Here is an 18271-nt window from a genome sequence, read left to right on the forward strand (position 1 = left end):
CATGGCGAAGTCCGAACCGCAGGGCCGTCCCGTCAAGCAGGCCAACAAGCGCGGTGCCGCGCGGCTCGCCGCGGTGCAGGCGCTCTACCAGATGGAGGTCGGCGGCACGGCCCTGATGGAGACCGTCGCCGAGTACGAGAATTTCCGGCTGGGCGGCGAGATCGACGGCGAGACCTATCGCGATGCCGATGCCGCGTGGTTCCGCGACGTGGTTTCCGGCGTCGTGCGCAGCCAGACGGAGATCGACCCGAAGATCCACGCCGCGCTACCCACCGACTGGCCGCTGTCGCGTATCGACACGACGCTGCGGGCGATCCTGCGGGCAGGCACCTACGAGTTGTCGCACCGCAAGGATGTGCCGGTCGCGGTGATCGTCTCGGAATATATCGATGTCGCCAAGGCCTTCTACACGGGTGACGAGCCGGGGCTGGTCAATGCCGTGCTCGACCGCGTGGCGCGCAGCGTGCGCGGGGAAAAGGGCGGGGACGTCGGCCCCCGCCGCGGCGAAGCCGGCGGTGAACCTTCGGCGTGAGCGCCGCGGCCGATAGGTCCCCGGCGGCGGGCGCCGTGCTCGGCGAGAAGACCGTCCGGCGCAACGCCATCATCCTGGGCGCCGCACAGGCGCTGTGCGGCGCCGCCGGCCCCGTCGCCATCTCCATCGGCGGGCTTGCCGGTTCGTGGCTGCTGCTGGCCGACAAGTCGCTCGCGACGCTGCCGGTGACCGGCTACAATCTCGGCGTGGCGATCGGCGCGCTGCCGGCAGCGGCGCTGATGCGTGCGGTCGGCCGGCGATATGGCTTCATTTCCGGCGCCCTCGTCACCTCGACCGGCGGGCTTGTCGCCGCGATGGCGTTGTTCCAGGAAAGCTTCTGGCTGTTCGCCCTGGCGCTGATGCTGGTGGGGGTTGGCGGCTCGTTCGTCCAGCAATATCGCTTCGCCGCCACCGATGGCGCGCGTCGGTCCTACCAGTCGCGGGCCATCTCGATCGTCCTTGCCGGTGGCATCTTCGCCGCGGTGATCGGCCCGCAGACGGTGCGTTATTCGGCCGATCTGTTCCTGCCGGTCGAATTTGCCGGCGCCTTCATCGGCCTCGTCTTTCTGGGTCTCGCCGGTGCCGCGGTCCTGACCTTCCTGCGCATCCCCGACAGTCCGGAGGAGGGCCATCCGGCCGATCTGCTGCCGGCGCGGCCGCTTGCGCAGGTGGCGCTGCAGCCCCGGTTCCTGGCCGGGCTGTTCTGCGGCGTCGGCAGTTATGCCATGATGAGCTTCGTGATGACCGGAGCGCCGCTGGCGATGGTCGGCTGCGGCCTGTCCAAGGACATCAGCACGCTGGGCATCCAGTGGCATGTTCTGGCCATGTTCGGCCCGAGCTTCTTCACGGGCCGGCTGATCCAGCGCTTTGGCAAGGAGCGCATCGTCGCGACGGGGCTGCTGCTGCTGGCAGCCAGCGCGGCCGTGTCCCTGTCGGGCCTTGCGGTCTGGCAGTTCTGGACCGGGCTGGTGCTTCTCGGCCTCGGCTGGAATTTCGGCTTCATCGGTTCGACCGCCATCGTCGCCGAGACCTACCGACCGTCGGAGAAGAACAAGACCCAAGGGCTGCACGACTTCATCCTGTTCTCGTCGGTTTCCCTGGCCTCGTTCCTGTCGGGGCGCACATTCGTCGCCGCCGGCTGGGAGACGATGAACATGGTCGTCTTCCCGGTGGTCTTCCTCTGCCTCGTCGTGCTCGTCCTCCAGGCGAAATTCGCGCCGCTCGATCCAGCCGCCGAGTGAGACGCTTCCGCTCTGTGCCTTGCGCGCCGCGTGATCCCGCGGGGCCGGCCATTCCGGCCATGCCTGCTTGCTGGCGTGGCTGACGATCAGGGCGCTTGACGACTTGCCGACTCCATATAACCTCGGCTCCGCTAGGCAAGGCGGGGGAGCCCCGTCTTCGGCGCAATAATCGAAGATTGCCGGACCAAACCGGCACGAATCCGAGGGGACAGCATGCCGACAACACTCATAGTGGTGGCCCTTTGCGGGCTGCTGGCTCTTGCCTATGCGGCCTGGGCTACGCGATCGGTCCTGGCGGCCGACCAGGGCAACGCCCGTATGCAGGAAATCGCCGGGGCAATCCGCGAAGGCGCCCAGGCCTATCTCGCCCGCCAATACACGACGATCGCCATCGTCGGCGTCGTCGTGGCGATCATCACCGGTCTCCTGCTGTCGGCCTACGCCGCCGCCGGCTTCGTGATCGGTGCGGTTTTATCCGGCCTGGCGGGCTTCATCGGCATGAATGTCTCGGTGCGGGCCAATGTGCGCACCGCCCAGGCCTGCTCGCGCTCGCTCAGCCTCGGGCTTGGCATCGCCTTCAAGTCCGGCGCGATCACCGGCCTTCTGGTGGCCGGACTCGCGCTCCTGGGCGTTACCCTGTATTTCCTGTTCCTGACCGTCTGGCTCGGCCTCGACGTGTCCGACCGCACGGTGATCGACTCGCTGGTGTCGCTCGGCTTCGGCGCCTCGCTGATCTCCATCTTCGCCCGTCTCGGCGGCGGCATCTTCACCAAGGGTGCCGATGTGGGCGGCGATCTCGTCGGCAAGGTTGAGGCCGGCATTCCCGAGGACGACCCGCGCAATCCGGCCACTATCGCCGACAATGTCGGCGACAATGTCGGTGACTGCGCCGGCATGGCGGCGGATCTCTTCGAGACCTATGCGGTGACCATCGTCGCGACCATGGTGCTCGGCGCGATCTTCTTTGCCGGGACCGACATCATCGAAAGCGTCATGATCTATCCGCTGGCCATCGGCGGCGCCTGCATCCTGACCTCGATCGTCGGTACCTTCTTCGTGCGCCTCGGCACCAATGGCTCGATCATGGGGGCGCTCTACAAGGGCCTGTGGGCGACGACGCTGCTGTCGATCGTCGGCATCGCCGTCGCCACCTGGGCAACCATCGGTTTCGGCGATATCGGCGAATCGACCCGCGGCGTGGTGATCAACGGTCTCAACCTGTTCGTCTGCGGCATCATCGGCCTCGTGGTGACCGGCCTGATCGTCTGGATCACCGAATACTACACGGGCGTCGGCTTCCGGCCGGTCCGCTCGATCAGCGAGGCGTCGGTCTCCGGCCACGGCACCAATGTCATCCAGGGACTCGCCATCTCCCTGGAATCGACGGCGCTGCCGACGATCGTCATCGTCGCCGGCATCATCTCGACCTTCCAGCTTGCCGGCCTCTACGGCACCGGCATCGCGGTGACGGCCATGCTGGGCATTGCCGGCATGATCGTGGCGCTCGACGCCTTCGGGCCGGTCACCGACAATGCCGGTGGCATTGCCGAGATGGCCGGCCTGCCGGCGGATGTCAGGCGGTCCACCGACGCTCTCGACGCCGTCGGCAACACCACCAAGGCGGTCACCAAGGGCTATGCGATCGGCTCGGCCGGTCTCGGCGCCCTGGTGCTGTTTGCGGCCTACAATTACGACCTGGCCTATTTCGTCGAGCAGGCGAATGCCGGCAACGGCTTCGAGTATTTTCGGGGTGTCGAACCGGACTTCGCGCTGACCAATCCCTTCGTGGTGGTCGGCCTTCTGCTGGGAGGGCTCATCCCCTTCCTGTTCGGCGGCATCGCCATGACGGCCGTCGGCCGGGCGGCGAGCTCGGTGGTGGACGAGGTGCGTCGCCAGTTCCGGGAGAAGCCGGGCATCATGGCCGGCACCGAACGGCCGGACTATGCCCGTGCCGTCGACCTGCTGACCAAGGCGGCCATCCGCGAGATGATCGTGCCGTCGCTGCTGCCGGTGCTGGCACCGATCGTGGTGTATTTCGGCGTGCTGCTGATCGCCGACAAGAGCCAGGCCTTCTCGGCGGTCGGTGCGATGCTGCTCGGCGTCATCGTCACGGGCATCTTCGTCGCCATCTCGATGACGTCCGGCGGCGGTGCCTGGGACAATGCGAAGAAGTCCTTCGAGGACGGCTTCGTGGACAGTGCCGGCGTGCGCCACGTGAAGGGGTCGGACGCGCACAAGGCTTCGGTTACCGGCGATACGGTGGGCGATCCCTACAAGGACACCGCCGGTCCGGCGGTCAATCCGGCGATCAAGATCACCAACATCGTCGCCCTGCTGCTGCTGGCGGTGCTGGCGCACAACTGATCGCCAGCCGACGACTGAATGCGAAAGGCCCCGCGGGTTGCAGAACCCGCGGGGCCTTTTTGTATCGCCGGAGCTTCGGGCAGGCGCCCTTAGAGGTTCGGGCCGGGGCTGCCGCTGCCGGTATCGGTCAGGATCTGGCCGAGGAAGGTACGGTCCTGGCCGCCCGTCGGCGTCGTGCGGGAGATGAAGTCGAAGAGCTGGCCGTCCTGCAGGCCGTAATTGGCGATGCGCTCGACCCGGCCTTCGCCGTTGAAATAGACGGCCAGGACTCTCTGGTCGACGAGCTGCGGCTTCATGAAGGCGACCGGCCGGACCCGCTTCTGGGAGATGTAGTAGAACACTTCGCTATCGAAGGTCGCGGTCGTGGAGGGCGACCCCAGCGCCAGCAGCACCTGTTCGCGGCTCGAGCCGACTGGGACCAGCTCGACGGTCTTTTCGTCGATCACATAGCCCTGGGTCAGCACCTCGCTGGTCGTGCAGTTCGACAGGGCCAGGACGCCCAGAATGGCGGCCGAGGCGAGGAGAGGGCGCTTGAGTCGGACGGAAGGCTTCACGCTGGCTTACTCCTTGAGGCCATCGCCGATACGCGGCTGGCAGGTCCGTTGCCGCCTTTCCTGGCGCCGACCGGCCGGATACCCGCGAGAGCAGGCACCTCCGGCTGGCGCGCGAGCGCGGCGGGTGGGTTTTGGTAAAGCACCTTCGGGAACGTTGCAATCGATCCGGCGGTGTGGCACCGCCCTCGCAGTGCAGCCATCGATCGGCCCAGCAATGTTTCAACGCTTCAGAGCCAACCGGCGCCACCGGGCGCGCAATCGCGAGGTCGTCGACGATCTCTATACTGCGCTGGTGAACCGCTCGCGCCAGGACGATCTCTATCTGGCCTGCGCCGTACCCGACACAGTGATGGGTCGGTTCGAGGCGCTGACGGTCCATGTCTTCCTGTTCCTGCGCCGCTGCCGCGACGAGCCCTCGCTGAAGCCGCTGGCGCAGGAGGTGGTCGACCGGTTCATCACCGATGTGGAGGATTCGATCCGCGAATTGGGGGTCGGCGATCCGTCGGTGCCCAAGCGCATGCGCAAGCTGGCCGGCATCTTCTACGAGCGCGTCGCCGCCTATGATCCGGCGCTCGACGCCGGCGACGAGGCGGCGCTGGCGGGCGCATTGAAGGGACGGGCCGTTCCCGCGGACGCGCCGCAGGATGCAACGGCGCGCCTTGCGTCCTACATGGTGGCCGAACACACGCGATTTGAGGCGATTGCGGCGGAGACGATCCTGGCCGGCACGCTTCAGCCGAGGACCCTGCCATGAAAGATCCCCAGACCGGACCGGACCCCATCCGCCTGCATATCGCCGCCGAGAGGCTGCCGCGCGACGGCCTCGAGATCCGCTACGAGGCGAACGCGGCCGAGCGGGCTGCGCTGGCGCGGCATCTGGAGATCGTCGAGGTGAGCGAGCTCAGGGCGGACCTGACGGCATCGCGCTGGCGCGGCGAGGGCGTCAGGGTCAAGGGCCGGCTCCGGGCCGTCGTCGTGCAGGAGAGCGTGGTGACGCTCGACCCGCTGCGCCAGAGCATCGACGAGCCGTTCGAGACCAGTTTCGTTCCCGAGGGCTCGCGCCTGGCGCCCGTGCTCCAGACCGGCGAGAACGAGATCCATGTCGACCCCGAGGGCGAGGATCCGCCCGAGACCTTCCGCGGGCCGCAGATCGATGTCGGGCCGTTCCTGGTGGAAGCGCTCTCGCTGGCGCTCGACCCCTATCCACGCGAATCCGGCGCGAGCTTCGAAGCCATCGACACCGATCCCGATCCCAAGGCCGGCGTGCGGTCGGCCTTCGACGTGCTTACCAATCTGGTGCCGGCGAACAGGAAGGACGGCGAGGGGACATGACAGTTTCAATTCGGCGGTTGCTGTTCACGCGTAAACCGATATCTTCGCGCCGCGCCGCCAGGATGCCGCGCGCAAAGGCGAGAGACCATTGATTTCAAACACTGGTATCACGATTTCGGTCGACGCCATGGGCGGCGACCACGGCCCCTCCGTGGTCGTTCCCGGCGCCGCCATCGCGCTCGAACGCCATCCCGGCACACGGTTCGTCCTGTTCGGGCAGAGCGACGCCGTGCTGCCGGTGCTCGATCAGTATCCGGAGCTGAAGGCGGCCTCGACCTTCCATCATTGCGACATCGCCATCCGCATGGACGACAAGCCGTCCCAGGCGCTGCGCCAGGGGCGGTACAAATCGTCCATGTGGCGCGCCATCGAGGCGGTGAAGACGCATGAGGCGGACGTCGCGGTCTCGGCCGGCAACACCGGCGCGCTGATGGCGATGGCGAAGTTCTGCCTGCGCACCATGGCCAATATCGAGCGCCCGGCGATCGCGGCGATCTGGCCGACCCTGCGCGGCGAGAGCATCGTCCTCGACGTGGGCGCCACCATCGGCGCCGACGCCCAGCAGCTCATCGACTTCTCGATGATGGGCGGCGCCATGGCCCGCGCCCTGTTCGGCGTGGAGCGGCCGACGGTCGGGCTCCTCAATATCGGCGTCGAGGAAGTGAAGGGGCAGGACGAGATCCGCGAGGCGGGCCGCCTGCTCAAGGAAACGCCGATCCCGGGGATCGAGTATCGCGGCTTCGTCGAGGGCGACGATCTGGGCCAAGGCACCGTCGACGTGGTGGTGACCGAGGGCTTCACGGGCAACATCGCCCTGAAGACCGCCGAGGGCACCGCCCGGCAGATCGCGGCCTATCTGAAGGCGGCGATGAGCCGGACCTGGATGGCCCGTGCCGGCTACGTCTTGGCGCGCAGCGCCTTCGAGCGTCTGCGCGACAAGATGGATCCGCGCAAGGTCAATGGCGGCGTCTTCCTCGGCCTCAACGGCATCGTCATCAAGAGCCATGGCGGGACCGACGCCGAGGGCATCGCCGCGGCGATCGACCTGGCGCATGCGATGGCCCGCCACGGCCTGCGCGAGAAGATCGAAGCCGATCTCGAAAACTTCCATCTGCGTGTGTCTGAAGACGTGCCGGCAATTCCCGAGAGCAGCAGCCCATGACGACATCCATCCGATCCGTGATTCGCGGAACCGGTTCGGTCCTGCCGGAGCGGGTGATGCGCAATCAGGATTTCGCCGGCATCGTCGAGACGTCGGACGAGTGGATCCGCCAGCGCACCGGCATCGAGGCGCGGCATGTTGCGGGCGAGAACGAGACCACGGTGTCGCTCGCCGAGGGCGCTGCCCGCAAGGCGCTGGACGCGGCCGGGCTGACCCCGGCGGATGTCGACGTGATCATCCTGGCGACGGCGACGCCGAACAACACCTTTCCCGCCTCCGCCGTCCAGGTGCAGCACAAGCTCGGCATCACCCACGGCTTTGCCTTCGACATTCATGCGGTGTGCAGCGGCTTCGTCTATGCGCTGACCACGGCCGACCTCTATCTGAAGGGCGGCGTTGCCAAACGGGCGCTGGTGATCGGCGCCGAAACCTTCTCGCGCATCCTCGACTGGGACGACCGCTCCACCTGCGTGCTGTTCGGCGACGGGGCCGGAGCCGTGGTCCTGGAAGCAGTGACCAGCGAGACGGACGATGCGATCTCGGCCCAGGGGATCATCACCTCCCGGCTGCGTTCGGACGGCTCGCACCAGAGCAAGCTCTATGTGGACGGCGGGCCCTCGACGACCGGCACGGTCGGCAAGCTGCGCATGGAGGGCCGCGAGGTCTTCAAGCATGCCGTCGGCATGATCACCGACGTCATCGAGGATTCCTTTGCCGCCGCCGGCATCGGACCCGACGACGTCGACTGGTTCGTGCCGCATCAGGCCAATCGCCGGATCATCGACGCCTCGGCGCGCAAGCTCGGCATCGCGCCGGAGAAAGTGGTGATCACCGTCGACCGGCACGGCAACACGTCTGCCGCGTCGATCCCGCTGGCGCTCGACGCGGCCGTGCGCGACGGCCGGATCAAGCGCGGGGACCTCGTGCTTCTGGAGGCGATGGGCGGCGGGTTTACCTGGGGGGCGGTTCTGGTCCGTTGGTAGACATCGATCCTTGATTCACAGACCGATTTCGTTAATGTTCGCAACGAAGAAGGCGCTGCCCGCACGTTTCGCCCTGCGGTCTTCCGGCAAAGTTAGGGGACATTGATGGGAGACAGAACCCTCACCAGAGCGGATCTTTCGGAAGCCGTCTTCCGCAAGATCGGGTTATCGCGGACCGAGTCGGCGCAATTGGTGGAGATGGTTCTCGACGAGATGTGCTCGACGATCGCCAGCGGGGAATCGGTCAAGATCTCGTCCTTCGGATCGTTCCTCGTGCGCGAGAAGAACGAGCGGATCGGGCGCAATCCCAAGACCGGCGAGGAAGTGCCGATCCTGCCGCGCCGCGTCGCCGTGTTCAAGCCGTCCAACGTCCTCAAGGACCGGATCGTCGAGGCGCATGTCGGGCGCCAGGCCGGTTCCACCGCGAGCGATACCGAGCTCGACGCCGACAAGGAGCCTGCGGGCATGCTGAGCGCGGCCGCCGAATAGCCCGACTGGCCGGACGGTTTTCACCATGAGCGACAAGAGCGCCGACGCCTTCCGGACCATCAGCGAGGTTGCCGAAGACCTCGACCTGCCGCAGCATGTCCTGCGCTTCTGGGAAACGCGGTTCCAGCAGATCAAGCCGTTGAAGCGGGGCGGCGGGCGTCGGTACTACCGGCCCGACGACGTCGAGCTTCTGCGCGGCATCCGCTACCTGTTGTACGTGAAGGGCTTCACGATCAAGGGCGTGCAGCGCATCCTGAAGGAGAACGGGCCGCGCTTCGTCGTGGCCGTCGGCACGGGCGACATGGCGGCGCTGGCGCAGATCCAGGCCGGCCGCACCAATCTGCCGGCCGCTGCGCCTGAAGACCAGCCAAAACTGCACGATCTCGACCTGATCGCCACGGACCCGCTGCCCGAGCCGAAACCGGCAGTGGTCGAGCCGGTGCCGTCCGCCGAGCCGGAAACGCGCGAGACCGACGAGCCGGCCAAACCACGCGGCGGCTTCCTGAGGCGCTATCGCGAGCCGGCGCAAGAGGCAGGGGCGCTGCCGGCCGAGAGCATTGCCGCCCTCGACGACGTGATTCTCGAACTTCTCGAATGCAAGCGCCTGCTGGATCAGGTGCGCTGACACCCGGATGGCAGGCCTCCCGGCGCGCCGCCGACGGGGAGGCGCTCGGCGTCTTATTCGGTGGCTGGAACCACGGCAAATGGATCGCGTACCGCCGCCGATTTTCTGTTGCACCGAAGGCGTCCGGCCTCTAGGAGTGGCGGTGTCGGAGCGTAGCGCAGCCTGGTAGCGCACTTGGATGGGGTCCAAGGGGTCGGAGGTTCGAATCCTCTCGCTCCGACCATTTTCTGAAAAATGACAGCCTTTCGGTGACGGACCTGCGACCAGGGCCGTGCCTGCCGCTGTCCGATCGCCCTGGATTCGATCGGCTTGCAATCGGCTGCGGGAATCCCGGCGTCAGAAATGTACGCCAATCCGGAACGGGCCGTGACGGGTGGAGGCCGCGACGAGATAGGCGGTCGACCATCCGATCAGGATGAACCCGCCGATCCCCTCCAGCGCGCCCAGCAACCGCCATTCCTGCTGCAGCACTACGTCGCCATAGCCGACGGTCGAAAAGGTCGACGTCGAGAAATACAGCGCCTCCTCGAAACTCTGATGGGCTCCCAGCAGGAGATAGGCGAAGGCCCACAGCCAGATCTCGATCGTGTGCAGCGCGAACAGGCCGAGGACGGTTCCGAGCATCGAGAAGGACCGTGCGAGCGCGTGCCGGCCCAGCTTCAGCCCGCGGATCACCGCGGCCATCGCGCGGGACAGCGCGACGAGACCGAGCGTGTGGACCAGCACGGTCAGTGCGATGACGAGGGTGCCGATGGTGAGGTTCAGCAGCAAGAAAGCCTCCATTTCTTCGTTTCGGCCCGGGAGCGGGACCCAGTCCGAGCCGACCGAGCCTTCGAGCAGCAGCATTCCCCGGCCTTGCCGGGACCTGCAAGCTCCATCCCGCAGCCAGGAGACAGGCGCCCTCATGCCCAAGCATGAATGATCGCGCAGAGGGCTTGCGCCAGATCAATCCCGTCCGGCCGATCGTCCCGCATGGTGAGGCGACCGGCGATGCATCGTGAAACTCGGAGCCGGCGAGGAAGGAGGCTCCCATGGCCACAACCGATCTGAAGACGTTCCTGGCCCGGTGCGAGGCCGCTGCAGGGCCGGACGCCACTCTGGAGGCGGAGTTCCGCACGGCCCTGCAGGAGCACGTCCCGGCGGTGGAGAACGCCGCGGATGCGGACCGGGCGCTGGGTTCGGCGGACGGGGCACTCGCGATGACGGCGAAGGCGCTGCCGAACTGGGACATCGTCCTGCGGGGCGGCACCGGGCCGGGCGCACAATGGCACTGCATGCTGCGCGAAGGCGAAGGCCACCACGACGACCAGACCGTGGCGGCGGGGCGCGGCAGCACCCCGGCGATGGCCATCTCGACGGCGACGCTGAAGGTGCTCTCCGGCTTCGAATCCGGATATCGCTGAACAGATCCCGCTTCGAACTGCGAGGCTGCACGACCCCCCCGATCATCCTCCGGCCAAACTGCGGAACGGCCGGTCGGGCACGAACGCGCAAGGCCGGCGACGCTGCCGGGAATTGAAGGAGACGGGCTCATGGCCGACAAGGAAATCCTCTGGTTCGAAGTGATCGGCCGCGGCGACGTGGCGCGGGTCGGCGGCAAGAATGCCTCGCTCGGCGAAATGGTGGCGACGCTGGCCCCGGCCGGCGTTTCGGTCCCACCGGGATTTGCCACCACTGCCGACGCCTACTGGCGCTTTGTAGCGGCCAACGGCCTCGACGCGGTGGTGCGCCGGACGCTGGACGAGCGCGCGGCCGGCAAGATCACCCTGGCCGAAGCCGGCAGCACGATCCGCGCTGCCTTCGTGCGTGGGGACTGGCCGGCCGACACCGCGGCCGCGATCGGCAGTGCCTATCGGGAGTTGTCGCGCCGCTCGTCGATCGACGCCGTCGACGTGGCGGTGCGCTCGAGCGCAACGGCGGAAGACCTGCCGGATGCCAGCTTCGCCGGGCAGCAGGAGACCTTCCTGAACGTGTCCGGTCCGTCGGCCGTGCTGGACGCCTGTCGCCGCTGCTATGCCTCGCTGTTCACCGACCGGGCGATTTCCTACCGCGAGGCCAAGGGGTTCGACCATTTCAAGGTGGCGCTGTCCGTCGGCGTCCAGCGGATGGTGCGGTCCGATCTGTGCGGGTCCGGCGTGATGTTCTCGCTCGACACCGACACGGGCTTTGACAGCGTCATCCTGATCAATGCCGCCTGGGGACTCGGCGAGAACGTCGTCCAGGGCGCGGTCGATCCGGACGAGTATCAGGTCTTCAAGCCCTTCCTCGACGACACGGCGTTGACGCCGATCATCCACCGGGCGCTGGGTGCCAAGGAAAAGAAGATGGTCTATGCCGAAGGCGGCGACCGCCCGGTGAAGAATGTCCCGACGTCGCTCGCCGAGCGCCGGCAATTCGTGCTCGACGATGCCGACATCCTGGCCTTGGCCCGCTGGGCGGTGATCATCGAGACCCATTACGGCTGCCCGATGGACATGGAGTGGGCCAAGGACGGCCGAGACGGATCGTTGTTCATCGTCCAGGCCCGGCCCGAGACAGTGCAGTCCCGACGCGAAACCGGCGCGGTGAAGCGCTATCGTGTCGGCCGCCACGGCCGCGAACTCTGCGCGGGCCTGTCGATCGGCGAGGCCGCCATTTCCGGCCCGGTCTGCCTGATCCGCAATGCCAGCGAGATCGCGGGCTTCGTCGACGGCTCGGTGCTGGTCACGGAGATCACCGACCCCGACTGGGTGCCGATCATGAAGCGCGCCGCGGCGATCGTCACCGACCATGGCGGGCGCACCTCGCATGCGGCCATCGTCAGCCGCGAGCTCGGCCTGCCGGCGGTTGTCGGGACGGGCAACGCCACCGAAATCCTGCACGACGAGCAGCAGGTGACGGTCTCCTGCGCCGAGGGCGCGACCGGTTTCGTCTACGAGGGCAAGGCCGAGGTGACGGTCGACGCGCTCGATCTCGGCGACGTCCCGCCGTCGCGCACCCACATCATGCTGAACCTCGCCAATCCCGCCGCGGCGATGCGCTGGTGGCGGCTGCCGGCCGACGGCGTGGGGCTGGCGCGGATGGAGTTCGTCATCAACAATGCCATCAAGATCCATCCGATGGCCCTGGTGCATCCCGAGCGGGTCGACGACGCGGCCGCGCAACAGGAGATCGCCGAGATCACCCGCGCCTACGACGACAAGCCGGCCTTCTTCGTCGACCGGCTGGCCGAGGGTCTGGCCCGCATCGCAGCGACCGTGCACCCGAAGCCGTGCATCGTGCGGATGAGCGACTTCAAGACCAATGAATACGCCCATCTTCTCGGCGGCTCAGCCTTCGAGCCCAAGGAAGAGAACCCGATGCTGGGGTTCCGCGGGGCGTCGCGCTACCACTCGCCCCAGTATCGCGAGGGCTTTGCACTGGAATGCCGGGCGATCCGCAAGTTGCGCGAGGAGATGGGCTTCGCCAATGTCATCGTCATGATCCCGTTCTGTCGAACCCTCGAGGAAGCCGATCGCGTTCTTGAGGTGATGGGCGAGAACGGACTCGTTCGCGGCGAGAACGGCCTGCAGGTGTACGTCATGTGCGAAATTCCCGCGAACGTCATCCTGGCGGCCGAGTTCGCCAAACGGTTCGACGGATTTTCGATCGGCTCCAACGACCTGACCCAGCTGACGCTCGGCATCGACCGGGATTCGGACCTCCTGGCAGCATCCTTCGACGAGGAGAACGAGGCGGTGAAATGGATGATCCGCCGGGTGATCAGCGAAGCACACCGGGCCGGTGCCAAGGTCGGGCTTTGCGGCCAGGCGCCCAGCGACAATCCCGCCTTCGCCGCCTTCCTCGTCGAATGCGGCATCGATTCGATCTCTGTCAGTCCGGACAGCTTCGTTGCCGTGAAGCAGCATGTCGCGCGCGCCGAGGCCGGGACGGATACGGCGTCGCATCCTGCAGAACCCGCACTGACATGATCGGGCGGAGAGCTGGCGGGCCTCGGCCATGACCGAAACCTTCGTCGTCTGCGCCAAGTGCGGCGGCGTCAACCGCGTGGCGCCGGAACGGCCAGCCCTGGCCGCCAAATGCGGGCAGTGCGGAACGAAGCTGTTTGCCGGTCATCCCGAGGATATTGGCGCTGCGCTCTTCGATCGTCAGCTCGCGCGCAGCAGCATTCCGGTTCTCGTCGATGTCTGGGCGCCTTGGTGCGGGCCATGCCTATCCATGGCGCCGGCCTACGAGGCCGCCGCCGGGGAACTGGAGCCGCGGGTCCGGCTGATCAAGCTGAATTCCGAGGCCGAGCCGGCGGTCGCCTCCCGCCTCGCAATCCGCGGCATCCCGACGATGATCCTGTTCTGGAAGAGCCGGGAGGTGGCGCGAATCTCCGGCGCGATGACGCGGACGCAGATCGTCCTCTGGGTCAAGGATCAGTTGTCGACGATCGGCGCCTGAGCTCTGCGCGATGGCGCGCGCCGCGCGCGCGTTGCGGTGACGGCTCGCGGGAGAGATGATCGCAACACGGCGTTGCAGGAGACATGGCGTGGATGGGGACAGGCGCATGAAGGATCCGTACGAGACCCTTGGCGTGGCGCGGACCGCCTCAGGCAAGGAGATCAAGGACGCGTTCAAGAAGCTGGCGCGCCGGTACCACCCCGACCTGCATCCCGGCGACAGCAAGGCGCAGGCGACATTCCAGGACATCTCCGCGGCCAACGACATCCTCAAGGACAAGGAGAAGCGCCGCCGGTTCGACGCCGGCGAGATCGACGCCACCGGAGCCGAGCGGCCGCAGGAACGCTTCTATCGCGACTTCGCCGACGGGCCGTCATATGCCTCGCATGCGTCCCAGGACGGATTTGCCGACAGGGAGGATCTCGACGACTTCCTGCAGCAGGCGTTCGGCGGCGCCGGCCGGCGATCGCGGCGCAGCTACCGGGCGAAAGGCCAGGACCTCAGCTACGCCATGCCCGTCACCTTCCTGGAAGCGGCAAACGGCGCGACCCGCACCGTCACGCTGCCGGAGGGCAAGACCTTGCGCGTGACGATCCCCGAAGGAGCGCAGGATCGGCATATGCTGCGGTTGAAGGGGCAGGGCATGCCGGGCTTCGACGGTGGCCCGCCGGGCGATGCCTATGTCGAACTGCACGTGGCCCCGCATCCCTTTTTCCGGGCCAGGGATGGCAACATTCACGTCCATGTGCCCGTCACGCTCAAGGAAGCGGTGCTGGGTGCCAGGATCGAGGTGCCGACCATCTCCGGCCCCGTCAGGCTGACAATTCCCAAGGGGGCGACGACGGGCACGACGCTGCGGCTGCGCGACAAGGGCATCCGTGACCAGAAGACCGGCCAACGCGGCCACCAGCTGGTCACGCTGAATATCGCTCTGCCGACCGGTGACGAGCCCGAACTCGCCGCATTCCTGGAGACGTGGCAGCCGAAAACGTCGCAGGATCCGCGCAGGGAGATGCTGTCATGATGGATGTCGATGCACTGGTCGCTGCGATCACGACACTTCAGCGGCACGATCTGGACGCGTGGATACGGGACGAACTCGTCGCGCCGCGGACGCAGGAAGGCAGGCCGCACTTTTCGGAGATGGAATGCGCGCGGGTCCGGCTGATCTGCACGCTCCATTATGACCTGGAAATGGAGGCAGAGGCCCTGCCGGTCGTCCTGTCGCTGGTCGACCAGCTCTACGACACGCGCCAGCAGTTGCTGTCGCTGGCCGCCGCCGTGTCGGCGCAGGACGAGCCCGTCCGGGCCGCCATCATGGCGTCGCTGACGTCGTCGGGCGGGGTTTCGGAAACGGACGAGGATTGATCTCCCGCGAGACGGCCAGGGTCGCTGCCGCCCGATCCCTGGGAAGGCGCGGCGGCGATCGTCATTTGTCCGCGGCGCGGTTGATCTGCCTCAAGGAGACCGGCCGGCGGCCGGCGCAGGATCACACCATGTCCTCTCCCAACGCGGGTCTTGCGCCATGAGCCACACCACGATCAGCAGCTTCACCCGGAGCGCCGAGCAGGCGCAGCACTGGGTCAACGAACTCCGCGACGATCTCGGCTGGACGGGCGAAAAGGATGCCTATCGGCTGCTCCGGGCGGTGCTGCACGCCCTGCGCGACTGGCTGTCCCTCGAAGAAGTGGCGGATCTGTCCGCCCAGCTGCCGATGATGATCCGCGGCGTGTTCTTCGAGAACTGGCAGCCGTCCCTCATCTGGCAGGTCACCGATCGGTCGAAGGACGACTTCACGCTGCGCGTCCAGAAGGAGTTTGGCAGCGAGGCGATGGACGACCCGGACAAGGCCGTCGCCGCGGTCTTCCGGCTGATCGACAAGCACATCTCGCCCGGCGAGGCGCGACAGGTGCGCGGTCAGCTGCGCAAGTCGCTGCAGGGGCTGTGGCCCTCGCACTGAGCGGTCGCCGCAGAACGGCGGCGTCGCCCGTATCGCGCTTCGGCTAGCCGAACAGCTTGTGGAACGCCCGGGCCAGCTTGCGCGGGCGAAGCGGGTCGGCGAGGTCGGACTCGGCCATCATCTCCTCGTCCGGCGTCAGTTCGCGCATCGGCAGCGGCAACAGCCGGCGGCCGTACTGCTTCTGCGCGGAGGCGTCGACAAGGGCGATCATCGAGCCGCCGTCGGCGAGTGCATCGCGAACTTCGTCCTCCGACAGGCCCAGATGCTCGGCCAGGAGATCGTCGCGGATATGGGCGATCCGGGCTTCGGCCTGCGGGTCGCCATCGGCGTCGACGACGACGTCGCACTCGCTGTCGAAGCCCATCGAGCGGTTGTTGAGATTGGCCGAACCGATCTTCAGGAGCTGCTCGTCGGCGATCATGATTTTGGCGTGGACGTAGATCGGCGTTCCGGCCTCATTGACGGGATACACGAGGCGGAACCGGTCATTGTGGTCTGCCTCACGAGCAACCCCCATCATGCGGATGCGCGAGGAATCCATGAACTGGGCTTCCAGCCAGCCGTCGGCGGTGTCCGGGTTGATCACGACGATCTCCGGCCCGTCGGGCTCGGCAAGGCGTTCGGCGATCGCGTCGGCAATCCGGCGCGAGGCGAAATACTGGCTCTCGATGTAGAGCCGGCGCCGGGCCTTGGCGATCATGGCCAGCGTCGCCCGTTCGATCTCGTTCGCCTGCGGGCGTTCGAGATGCTCGGGCAGGGTGCGGCAGATCGAAACGTCGATCGTCTCGAAATCGGCCGTCACATCGCTGGGCCAGATGTCGAAGTCGCCGGCGAACGGGCCGAGCATCTCGCCGGTCGCATGGGCCCAGCGGCTGCGGGCGAGATCGGAGAGCGCCTTGGCGGCCGGTCCGGTCATGCAGGTCGTCGCGTCGTGCCACGGTCCGAGCGGGGTCTTGCGCGGCGAAACTCGGGCCGGATCGTTCTCGGCGTGCTCACGGGTGTCCCAGCGACCGGTCGTCATGTCGATGCCGCCGCAGAAGGCGATTGCCTCGTCGATGACGAGGAGCTTCATGTGGTGGGTCGACAGGGGCGGATGCACGCCGTCGAGCCGCATTTCCACCGGGCCCGAGAGCTTCCAGCGCAACATGGTCAGGGGAGTCTCGCCGCGCCCGATCGAGTAGACAGCGCCGGCATCCCATTTCAGGATGCGGATATCGAGCGCCGGGCGGCGCTTGCCCAGCCAGGTGAGAAATGGGCCCACCGCATTCGGGCCGGCCAGCGTCTTGCCCTTTGGCTCCAGTTCGATGCGGGCATCGAAGTCCCAGCCGATCAGCAGGATCGAATGCCGTGCCTGCAGCATGGCGTCCTTCGCCGCCTTGAAGAAGTCGGCGGCGTCGATGATGACGGCCATCCTGTCGGCGCGTTCGCGGCGCCAGAACCAGTCGTCGGTCTGCCTGTCGATCACAAGCGGGTTCATGCAGTCTTCCATCGCCGTTCTGTTGACGCGAACGAAGCTAGCAACGCGGCGGCGCGCGGGAAGGCCAGCGTGGGACGATCTTGCGCCGGACGCCCCGACACTCCTGTCAACAGGCGCATGTCAGGCCTTCGCTCCGGCCCGCGCCAGGTCCTGCCTGGCGATCCGGCACGCGACGGAATAGGCCGGATTGAAGACATTGGCGACGTCGTAACGGACCGTCTGGCCGAGGAAGTGACTGGCGGCCACCGCGTCCATGCCATAGTCGCGAGAGAGCCAGTCCAGCATCTCGGTGGTGGCGTGCTGCAGCGCCTGGTCGAGGGGGCGGGCATTGCCGACGGTGAAGATGCATTCGTCGTCTTCTCCGCGCGGCCAGCCGATCGTGCGGCCCTTGTCCAGGGCGACGCGGAACGCGACCTCGAAGGATGTCTCGATGCCGGTACCGACGATCTCGCCGTCGCCCTGGCTGGCATGGCAGTCGCCGAGAAAGAACAGGGCGCCGGGCCGGAAGACGGGAAAGGACATGGTCGTGCCGGCCCGGATGCCGCGGTAGTCCATGTTGCCGCCATGGGGGCCGCTGGTGGCGGTGGAGATGGCCTGCCCGAGCGCGGGGGCGACACCGCAGCAGCCGATCATCGGCGCCAGCGGCAGCACCCAGTCGCGCAGCCGCTCCGACGGCTTCTCCAGGCGGACGGTGCCGGCCTCGCGGTCGATGATCCATTCCACCCGCTCGCGCTCGGGCATCTGCGCGACGCGCTCCGGATCCAGGACGTTCGGCGCCAGCACCGAGAAGGTCCAGCCGCGGTCGCGACTAGGCGTCATCCGTTCGATGGTCACGCGCAGCGTATCGCCCGGCTCGGCCCCTTCGACGAAGAACGGCCCGGTCATCGGGTTCGGCCGCGTGGCCAGGGCGGCGCCGGTGGCATCGACGCCCCGGGCGTCGAGCGTGTCGGTGATGACCGTATCGCCCGGCGCGATGGCCAGCGCCGGCTCCGCCGGGCCCAGCGTGTTGTAAAAGCGCGTCGGCTGGAAACGATGTTCGGCCAAGGGGAACTCCATTCATGCGTCGTCGTCCCGACGTATAGCCGCGGCCAAGGGGGCCGGCCAATGGCAGGGCCGACAAAACTGTG

19 protein-coding genes and 1 tRNA gene are annotated in these 18271 nt (G+C 67.2%); 16 read left to right on the top strand and 4 right to left on the bottom strand.

Translation table 11 applies throughout. The features are described 5' to 3' along the window. Position 1 precedes the first annotated feature (1 nt). The 3 genes from nusB to VQ042_RS01720 all read left to right on the top strand — a co-directional run bounded on the left by nusB (position 2) and on the right by VQ042_RS01720 (position 4137). Positions 2 to 532, top strand: a complete 531-nt coding sequence (gene nusB / locus VQ042_RS01710; RefSeq protein WP_331814773.1) for a transcription antitermination factor NusB — start codon at positions 2 to 4, stop codon at positions 530 to 532. Next, positions 529 to 1773 carry an MFS transporter gene (locus tag VQ042_RS01715; RefSeq protein ID WP_331814775.1) on the top strand — a complete coding sequence of 415 codons (1245 nt, stop codon included), beginning with the start codon at positions 529 to 531 and terminating at the stop codon, positions 1771 to 1773. The genes nusB and VQ042_RS01715 overlap by 4 nt, the downstream gene beginning before the upstream one ends. 213 nt (positions 1774 to 1986) lie before the next feature. Next, a complete protein-coding gene (locus tag VQ042_RS01720; protein WP_331814776.1) occupies positions 1987 to 4137 on the top strand; it encodes a sodium-translocating pyrophosphatase in 2151 nt (716 codons plus the stop codon). Between the two features lie 89 nt (positions 4138 to 4226). Here VQ042_RS01720 and VQ042_RS01725 read toward each other — a convergent pair whose 3' ends face one another. After that, a complete protein-coding gene (locus tag VQ042_RS01725; protein ID WP_331814777.1) occupies positions 4227 to 4691 on the bottom strand; it encodes an outer membrane protein assembly factor BamE in 465 nt (154 codons plus the stop codon). A 214-nt stretch (positions 4692 to 4905) separates the two neighbouring features. On the opposite strand from VQ042_RS01725, the gene VQ042_RS01730 reads away from it, so the two are divergent. From VQ042_RS01730 to VQ042_RS01760, 7 genes are all read left to right on the top strand, one after another. Continuing rightward, positions 4906 to 5445: a ubiquinol-cytochrome C chaperone family protein gene (locus tag VQ042_RS01730; protein WP_331814778.1), complete on the top strand. Its 540-nt coding sequence runs from the start codon at positions 4906 to 4908 to the stop codon at positions 5443 to 5445. Next, a complete protein-coding gene (locus VQ042_RS01735) occupies positions 5442 to 6023 on the top strand; it encodes a YceD family protein (RefSeq protein ID WP_331814779.1) in 582 nt (193 codons plus the stop codon). The genes VQ042_RS01730 and VQ042_RS01735 overlap by 4 nt, the downstream gene beginning before the upstream one ends. An 88-nt stretch (positions 6024 to 6111) precedes the next feature. Continuing rightward, positions 6112 to 7185 (top strand): phosphate acyltransferase PlsX, encoded by a 1074-nt coding sequence (gene plsX / locus VQ042_RS01740; protein ID WP_331814781.1) that lies wholly within the window; start codon positions 6112 to 6114, stop codon positions 7183 to 7185. Next, complete coding sequence (locus VQ042_RS01745; protein WP_331814785.1) at positions 7182 to 8168, top strand: beta-ketoacyl-ACP synthase III; 987 nt, start codon at positions 7182 to 7184, stop codon at positions 8166 to 8168. Before plsX ends, VQ042_RS01745 begins: the two co-directional genes overlap by 4 nt. A gap of 105 nt (positions 8169 to 8273) precedes the next feature. Further along, a complete protein-coding gene (locus VQ042_RS01750; protein ID WP_331814788.1) occupies positions 8274 to 8657 on the top strand; it encodes an integration host factor subunit alpha in 384 nt (127 codons plus the stop codon). Between the two features lie 25 nt (positions 8658 to 8682). Continuing rightward, a complete protein-coding gene (locus tag VQ042_RS01755) occupies positions 8683 to 9282 on the top strand; it encodes a MerR family transcriptional regulator (protein WP_331814791.1) in 600 nt (199 codons plus the stop codon). Positions 9283 to 9428: 146 nt separating this feature from the next. Then, a tRNA-Pro gene (locus VQ042_RS01760) sits at positions 9429 to 9505 on the top strand. 113 nt (positions 9506 to 9618) lie between these two features. Here VQ042_RS01760 and VQ042_RS01765 read toward each other — a convergent pair. Next, positions 9619 to 10053: a potassium channel family protein gene (locus VQ042_RS01765; RefSeq protein ID WP_331814793.1), complete on the bottom strand. Its 435-nt coding sequence runs from the start codon at positions 10051 to 10053 to the stop codon at positions 9619 to 9621. A 260-nt stretch (positions 10054 to 10313) separates the two neighbouring features. Between VQ042_RS01765 and VQ042_RS01770 the strand changes: the two genes are divergently transcribed. The 6 genes from VQ042_RS01770 (at position 10314) to VQ042_RS01795 (ending at position 15667) form a co-directional block, all read left to right on the top strand. Then, a complete protein-coding gene (locus tag VQ042_RS01770) occupies positions 10314 to 10685 on the top strand; it encodes a hypothetical protein (RefSeq protein ID WP_331814794.1) in 372 nt (123 codons plus the stop codon). A 129-nt stretch (positions 10686 to 10814) separates the two neighbouring features. Further along, positions 10815 to 13232 carry a phosphoenolpyruvate synthase gene (gene ppsA / locus VQ042_RS01775; protein WP_331814796.1) on the top strand — a complete coding sequence of 806 codons (2418 nt, stop codon included), beginning with the start codon at positions 10815 to 10817 and terminating at the stop codon, positions 13230 to 13232. A gap of 28 nt (positions 13233 to 13260) precedes the next feature. Next, entirely contained in the window at positions 13261 to 13707 is a 447-nt protein-coding gene (gene trxC, locus VQ042_RS01780; RefSeq protein ID WP_331814799.1) for a thioredoxin TrxC, read from the top strand. Between the two features lie 106 nt (positions 13708 to 13813). Beyond that, the gene (locus tag VQ042_RS01785) at positions 13814 to 14731 is read left to right on the top strand and encodes a J domain-containing protein (protein WP_331814802.1); all 918 of its coding nucleotides are present in this window, start codon (positions 13814 to 13816) and stop codon (positions 14729 to 14731) included. Then, positions 14728 to 15075, top strand: coding sequence for a MerR family transcriptional regulator (locus VQ042_RS01790; RefSeq protein WP_331814804.1), 348 nt, complete (start codon positions 14728 to 14730; stop codon positions 15073 to 15075). Before VQ042_RS01785 ends, VQ042_RS01790 begins: the two co-directional genes overlap by 4 nt. A 157-nt stretch (positions 15076 to 15232) precedes the next feature. Beyond that, positions 15233 to 15667 (top strand): DUF2267 domain-containing protein, encoded by a 435-nt coding sequence (locus VQ042_RS01795; RefSeq protein WP_331814807.1) that lies wholly within the window; start codon positions 15233 to 15235, stop codon positions 15665 to 15667. Positions 15668 to 15710: 43 nt separating this feature from the next. On the opposite strand, the gene VQ042_RS01800 is transcribed toward VQ042_RS01795, so the two are convergent. Together VQ042_RS01800 and VQ042_RS01805 are read right to left on the bottom strand one after the other, a co-directional pair. Further along, on the bottom strand, positions 15711 to 17144 hold the full coding sequence (locus tag VQ042_RS01800; protein ID WP_331814809.1) for a phospholipase D-like domain-containing protein: 1434 nt from the start codon (positions 17142 to 17144) through the stop codon (positions 15711 to 15713). Positions 17145 to 17264: 120 nt separating this feature from the next. After that, positions 17265 to 18188 (bottom strand): acetamidase/formamidase family protein, encoded by a 924-nt coding sequence (locus tag VQ042_RS01805; RefSeq protein WP_331814811.1) that lies wholly within the window; start codon positions 18186 to 18188, stop codon positions 17265 to 17267. Positions 18189 to 18271 lie beyond the last annotated feature (83 nt).

It is taken from the genome of Aurantimonas sp. A2-1-M11 (assembly GCF_036549475.1).
Classification (GTDB): domain Bacteria; phylum Pseudomonadota; class Alphaproteobacteria; order Rhizobiales; family Rhizobiaceae; genus Aurantimonas.

Excerpts from the sequence above, each read along its gene's own strand:
- nusB (WP_331814773.1), top strand. The coding sequence starts at position 2 with ATGGCGAAGTCCGAACCGCAGGGCCGTCCCGTCAAGCAGGCCAACAAG.
- VQ042_RS01720 (WP_331814776.1), top strand. The coding sequence starts at position 1,987 with ATGCCGACAACACTCATAGTGGTGGCCCTTTGCGGGCTGCTGGCTCTT.
- VQ042_RS01730 (WP_331814778.1), top strand. The coding sequence starts at position 4,906 with ATGTTTCAACGCTTCAGAGCCAACCGGCGCCACCGGGCGCGCAATCGC.
- VQ042_RS01735 (WP_331814779.1), top strand. The coding sequence starts at position 5,442 with ATGAAAGATCCCCAGACCGGACCGGACCCCATCCGCCTGCATATCGCC.
- VQ042_RS01745 (WP_331814785.1), top strand. The coding sequence starts at position 7,182 with ATGACGACATCCATCCGATCCGTGATTCGCGGAACCGGTTCGGTCCTG.
- VQ042_RS01750 (WP_331814788.1), top strand. The coding sequence starts at position 8,274 with ATGGGAGACAGAACCCTCACCAGAGCGGATCTTTCGGAAGCCGTCTTC.
- VQ042_RS01755 (WP_331814791.1), top strand. The coding sequence starts at position 8,683 with ATGAGCGACAAGAGCGCCGACGCCTTCCGGACCATCAGCGAGGTTGCC.
- VQ042_RS01770 (WP_331814794.1), top strand. The coding sequence starts at position 10,314 with ATGGCCACAACCGATCTGAAGACGTTCCTGGCCCGGTGCGAGGCCGCT.
- ppsA (WP_331814796.1), top strand. The coding sequence starts at position 10,815 with ATGGCCGACAAGGAAATCCTCTGGTTCGAAGTGATCGGCCGCGGCGAC.
- trxC (WP_331814799.1), top strand. The coding sequence starts at position 13,261 with ATGACCGAAACCTTCGTCGTCTGCGCCAAGTGCGGCGGCGTCAACCGC.
- VQ042_RS01785 (WP_331814802.1), top strand. The coding sequence starts at position 13,814 with ATGAAGGATCCGTACGAGACCCTTGGCGTGGCGCGGACCGCCTCAGGC.
- VQ042_RS01790 (WP_331814804.1), top strand. The coding sequence starts at position 14,728 with ATGATGGATGTCGATGCACTGGTCGCTGCGATCACGACACTTCAGCGG.
- VQ042_RS01795 (WP_331814807.1), top strand. The coding sequence starts at position 15,233 with ATGAGCCACACCACGATCAGCAGCTTCACCCGGAGCGCCGAGCAGGCG.
- VQ042_RS01800 (WP_331814809.1), bottom strand. The coding sequence starts at position 17,144 with ATGAACCCGCTTGTGATCGACAGGCAGACCGACGACTGGTTCTGGCGC.